Source organism: Psychrobacter sp. ASPA161_9, from assembly GCF_051970275.1.
Lineage (GTDB): Bacteria > Pseudomonadota > Gammaproteobacteria > Pseudomonadales > Moraxellaceae > Psychrobacter.
The window spans coordinates 1-5,669 of sequence record NZ_JBEFNI010000018.1 but is presented as its reverse complement, the minus strand read 5'-3'; the positions used below and the strand labels follow the sequence as shown (position 1 = coordinate 5,669).

Genomic DNA, 5,669 nt, shown 5'->3' with positions numbered 1-5,669 from the left:
ATGATATGATAGTCGGCTCGCTAGATAGGTTAAACCATAACGGTTTAAGGTTGTTTAGCAAAGAGAAGTACCCTATATATCAACTACTGGACGACAGTAGATTGACACTATTTAAAAGCATAACTAAAGAACAACTTGTGTGGATTTTTGCTGATTCAGAATGCTAAAAAATAAAGTTGACTATCTTTTCTTTTCGGGAAGATTATTAACTATAAAAATTATCATTTAAGACAGCAGAAAAACTCAAAGTTAATTCATTACGAACATAATTTTTAGCGATTTGCCAGATTAAATGAGCCAAGTTTAGAAGTCTCTTTAAAGGACTTCATAGCAAGATTAAACTGAAGAGTTTGATCATGGCTCAGATTGAACGCTGGCGGCAGGCTTAACACATGCAAGTCGAGCGGTAACATTTCTAGCTTGCTAGAAGATGACGAGCGGCGGACGGGTGAGTAATACTTAGGAATCTACCTAGTAGTGGGGGATAGCTCGGGGAAACTCGAATTAATACCGCATACGACCTACGGGAGAAAGGGGGCAGTTTACTGCTCTCGCTATTAGATGAGCCTAAGTCGGATTAGCTAGATGGTGGGGTAAAGGCCTACCATGGCGACGATCTGTAGCTGGTCTGAGAGGATGATCAGCCACACCGGAACTGAGACACGGTCCGGACTCCTACGGGAGGCAGCAGTGGGGAATATTGGACAATGGGGGCAACCCTGATCCAGCCATGCCGCGTGTGTGAAGAAGGCCTTTTGGTTGTAAAGCACTTTAAGCAGTGAAGAAGACTCCGTGGTTAATACCCACGGACGATGACATTAGCTGCAGAATAAGCACCGGCTAACTCTGTGCCAGCAGCCGCGGTAATACAGAGGGTGCAAGCGTTAATCGGAATTACTGGGCGTAAAGCGAGCGTAGGTGGCTTGATAAGTCAGATGTGAAATCCCCGGGCTTAACCTGGGAACTGCATCTGATACTGTTAGGCTAGAGTAGGTGAGAGGAAGGTAGAATTCCAGGTGTAGCGGTGAAATGCGTAGAGATCTGGAGGAATACCGATGGCGAAGGCAGCCTTCTGGCATCATACTGACACTGAGGCTCGAAAGCGTGGGTAGCAAACAGGATTAGATACCCTGGTAGTCCACGCCGTAAACGATGTCTACTAGTCGTTGGGTCCCTTGAGGACTTAGTGACGCAGCTAACGCAATAAGTAGACCGCCTGGGGAGTACGGCCGCAAGGTTAAAACTCAAATGAATTGACGGGGGCCCGCACAAGCGGTGGAGCATGTGGTTTAATTCGATGCAACGCGAAGAACCTTACCTGGTCTTGACATATCTAGAATCCTGCAGAGATGCGGGAGTGCCTTCGGGAATTAGAATACAGGTGCTGCATGGCTGTCGTCAGCTCGTGTCGTGAGATGTTGGGTTAAGTCCCGCAACGAGCGCAACCCTTTTCCTTAGTTACCAGCGGGTTATGCCGGGAACTCTAAGGATACTGCCAGTGACAAACTGGAGGAAGGCGGGGACGACGTCAAGTCATCATGGCCCTTACGACCAGGGCTACACACGTGCTACAATGGTAGGTACAGAGGGCAGCTACACAGCGATGTGATGCGAATCTCAAAAAGCCTATCGTAGTCCAGATTGGAGTCTGCAACTCGACTCCATGAAGTAGGAATCGCTAGTAATCGCGGATCAGAATGCCGCGGTGAATACGTTCCCGGGCCTTGTACACACCGCCCGTCACACCATGGGAGTTGATTGCACCAGAAGTGGATAGCTTAACCTTCGGGGAGGCGTTCACCACGGTGTGGTTGATGACTGGGGTGAAGTCGTAACAAGGTAGCCGTAGGGGAACCTGCGGCTGGATCACCTCCTTATAGATGGCATTCGGTCAGCAAGAATTCACAACAAGTTGTTCTTTAGTTTAAGCTAGTTTATTAAAGCCTAGGCGTGATATATATATGCGCTCTATAGGCCTGTAGCTCAGCTGGTTAGAGCACCGTGTTGATAACGCGGGGGTCGGCAGTTCAAGTCTGCCCAGGCCTACCATTATTTCAGGGGCCATAGCTCAGTTGGTAGAGCGCCTGCCTTGCACGCAGGAGGTCAACGGTTCGACTCCGTTTGGCTCCACCATATAATAAACTATTCTTTAGTATGCAAATAAACAAGTAGATGTATAAATAGAAACAAGTGATTCAGCCAATAGGCATTGATTACTTCTTTCTGTTTTATACAGAATCTGTGACTCGACGAGAGCACAGAGACTATTTAAAAACATAGATATGAGTCTGGGTTAGGAACACGTGTTCACGCGTTGTTTCTAACCTTAATAATCGACCTCTTAACGACATCAGTTGTTATCCCAGGGGTTGATTATTAAAAAAGTAAAGAGAACTGAATCAAGCGTATAAACATAGGTGATATCGTTATCATAATTAGATTGTAGAACACTTAGGAATCTAACTCTATTTATAGAGAAAGACTACTTGGGGTTGTATGGTCAAGTAATGAAGCGCACATGGTGGATGCCTTGGCAGTCAGAGGCGATGAAAGACGTGACAGCCTGCGATAAGCTTCGGGGAGGCGGCAATATCCTGTGATCCGGAGATTTCTGAATGGGGAAACCCACTTACCATAAGGTAGGTATCTTGTACTTGTACAAGAAGCGAACGAGGGGAAGTGAAACATCTCAGTACCCTTAGGAATAGACATCAAATGAGATTCCCCAAGTAGCGGCGAGCGAACGGGGAGAAGCCGATTAGTGCTAATGTAGAAGAACAGCGTGGGAAAGCTGACCGTAGTAGGTGATAGTCCTGTATTCGAAACATTAGCGTTAACATATTAAGTAGAGCGGGACACGAGAAATCCTGTTTGAAGATGGGGGGACCATCCTCCAAGGCTAAATACTCCTGACTGACCGATAGTGAACCAGTACCGTGAGGGAAAGGCGAAAAGAACCCCTGTGAGGGGAGTGAAATAGAACCTGAAACCGTGTGCGTACAAGCAGTGGGAGCCTTAATTTATTAGGGTGACCGCGTACCTTTTGTATAATGGGTCAGCGACTTATGTTCTGTAGCAAGGTTAACCGTTTAGGGGAGCCGTAGGGAAACCGAGTCTTAATAGGGCGTTTAGTTGCAGGGCATAGACCCGAAACCGAGTGATCTATCCATGAGCAGGTTGAAAGTGCCGTAACAGGCACCGGAGGACCGAACCCACTGTCGTTGAAAAGCCAGGGGATGACTTGTGGATAGGGGTGAAAGGCTAATCAAACTCGGTGATAGCTGGTTCTCCCCGAAAGCTATTTAGGTAGCGCCTCGGACGAACACCATTGGGGGTAGAGCACTGTTTCGGCTAGGGGGTCATACCGACTTACCAAACCGATGCAAACTCCGAATACCGATGAGTGATATCCGGGAGACACACAGTGGGTGCTAACGTCCATTGTGGAGAGGGAAACAACCCAGACCGCCAGCTAAGGCCCCAAATTCCTAGTTAAGTGGGAAACGAGGTGGGAAGGCATAGACAGCTAGGAGGTTGGCTTAGAAGCAGCCATCCTTTAAAGAAAGCGTAATAGCTCACTAGTCGAGTCGGCCCGCGCGGAAGATGTAACGGGGCTCAAACTAGGAGCCGAAGCTGCGGATTTGAATTTGTTTTCAAGTGGTAGGGGAGCGTTGTGTAAGCCTGTGAAGGTGTATCGTAAGGTATGCTGGAGGTATCACAAGAGCGAATGCTGACGTGAGTAACGATAATGCGAGTGAAAAGCTCGCACGCCGGAAGATCAAGGGTTCCAGTCCAACGTTAATCGGGGCTGGGTGAGTCGACCCCTAAGGCGAGGCCGAAAGGCGTAGTCGATGGGAAATCGGTTAATATTCCGATACTTGTTTATAATGCGATGGAGGGACGGAGAAGGTTATGTCAGCCTGGCGTTGGTTGTCCAGGTGAAAGGATGTAGGTTTATAGCTTAGGTAAATCCGGGCTATTTCATACCGAGATCTGATAGCAAGCTGTACTTGTACAGCGAAGTGGCAAATACCATGCTTCCAGGAAAAGCTTCTAAGCAATAGTTATAAACGAATCGTACCCTAAACCGACACAGGTGATCAGGTAGAGAATACCAAGGCGCTTGAGAGAACTCTGCTGAAGGAACTAGGCAAAATGGTACCGTAACTTCGGGAGAAGGTACGCTGTTGATGGTGATAGGACTTGCTCCTTGAGCTGTTGGCAGTCGCAGATACCAGGCTGCTGCAACTGTTTATTAAAAACACAGCACTCTGCAAACACGAAAGTGGACGTATAGGGTGTGATGCCTGCCCGGTGCTGGAAGGTTAATTGATGGGGTTAGCGTAAGCGAAGCTCTTGATCGAAGCCCCAGTAAACGGCGGCCGTAACTATAACGGTCCTAAGGTAGCGAAATTCCTTGTCGGGTAAGTTCCGACCTGCACGAATGGCATAATGATGGCAGCGCTGTCTCCAGCAGAGACTCAGTGAAATCGAAATCGCAGTGAAGATGCTGTGTACCCGCGGCTAGACGGAAAGACCCCGTGAACCTTTACTACAGCTTTACATTGAACTTTGACCTGACTTGTGCAGGATAGGTGGGAGGCTTTGAAGCCGAGACGCTAGTCTCGGTGGAGCCAATCTTGAAATACCACCCTGGTCATGTTGGGGTTCTAACTCAGGTATAACAATACCGAGGACAATGTATGGTGGGTAGTTTGACTGGGGCGGTCTCCTCCTAAAGAGTAACGGAGGAGTACGAAGGTGCGCTCAGACCGGTCGGAAATCGGTCGTAGAGTATAAAGGCAAAAGCGCGCTTAACTGCGAGACCCACAAGTCGAGCAGGTACGAAAGTAGGTCTTAGTGATCCGGTGGTTCTGTATGGAAGGGCCATCGCTCAACGGATAAAAGGTACTCTGGGGATAACAGGCTGATACCGCCCAAGAGTTCATATCGACGGCGGTGTTTGGCACCTCGATGTCGGCTCATCTCATCCTAGGGCTGAAGCAGGTCCTAAGGGTATGGCTGTTCGCCATTTAAAGAGGTACGCGAGCTGGGTTTAGAACGTCGTGAGACAGTTCGGTCCCTATCTACCGTGGGCGTTGGAAATTTGAGAGGATCTGCTCCTAGTACGAGAGGACCAGAGTGGACGAACCTCTGGTGTTCGGGTTGTCACGCCAGTGGCATTGCCCGGTAGCTACGTTCGGATGGGATAACCGCTGAAAGCATCTAAGCGGGAAGCCCACCTCAAGATTAGATTTCCCTAAAGAGCCGTTCAAGACTAGGACGTTGATAGGCAGGGTGTGGAAGCACAGCGATGTGTGTAGCTAACCTGTACTAATTGCTCGTTTGGCTTGACCATACAACACCCAAGTGGTTTGTATACAAGTCTAATTAATCTATCTTGTATGAGCTGTAGTGGCTTATAAAGTAAGAATATTTCGATATCACCTTAAACCTTGATTCAGTTAGGTTTATGTTGACAGGCCTCAAGTAATATTGAAGTCATAAGAACAACAACAGACTCATATCTAACCCCCTTTGCTGACGACAATAGCACGATGGCCCCACCTGATCCCTTCCCGAACTCAGAAGTGAAACATCGTTGCGCCAATGGTAGTGTGGGTCCGCCCATGTGAGAGTAGGTCATCGTCAGCTCTCTATTCCTGAAA

Annotated in this window: 2 tRNA genes and 3 rRNA genes; all 5 read left to right on the top strand. The window is 48.2% G+C overall.

The features are described 5' to 3' along the window. Positions 1-338: 338 nt before the first annotated feature. Positions 339-1,877 (top strand): 16S ribosomal RNA (locus tag ACTQ9S_RS13695). Between the two features lie 95 nt (positions 1,878-1,972). Beyond that, positions 1,973-2,049, top strand: a tRNA-Ile gene (locus ACTQ9S_RS13690). Positions 2,050-2,057: 8 nt separating this feature from the next. Beyond that, positions 2,058-2,133 (top strand) — tRNA-Ala (locus ACTQ9S_RS13685). 365 nt (positions 2,134-2,498) lie between these two features. Then, positions 2,499-5,359: ribosomal RNA gene (locus ACTQ9S_RS13680) — 23S ribosomal RNA — on the top strand. Between the two features lie 181 nt (positions 5,360-5,540). After that, positions 5,541-5,655 (top strand): 5S ribosomal RNA (gene rrf / locus ACTQ9S_RS13675). The 16S, 23S and 5S rRNA genes sit together here with 2 tRNA genes alongside, the layout of an rRNA operon. Positions 5,656-5,669 lie beyond the last annotated feature (14 nt).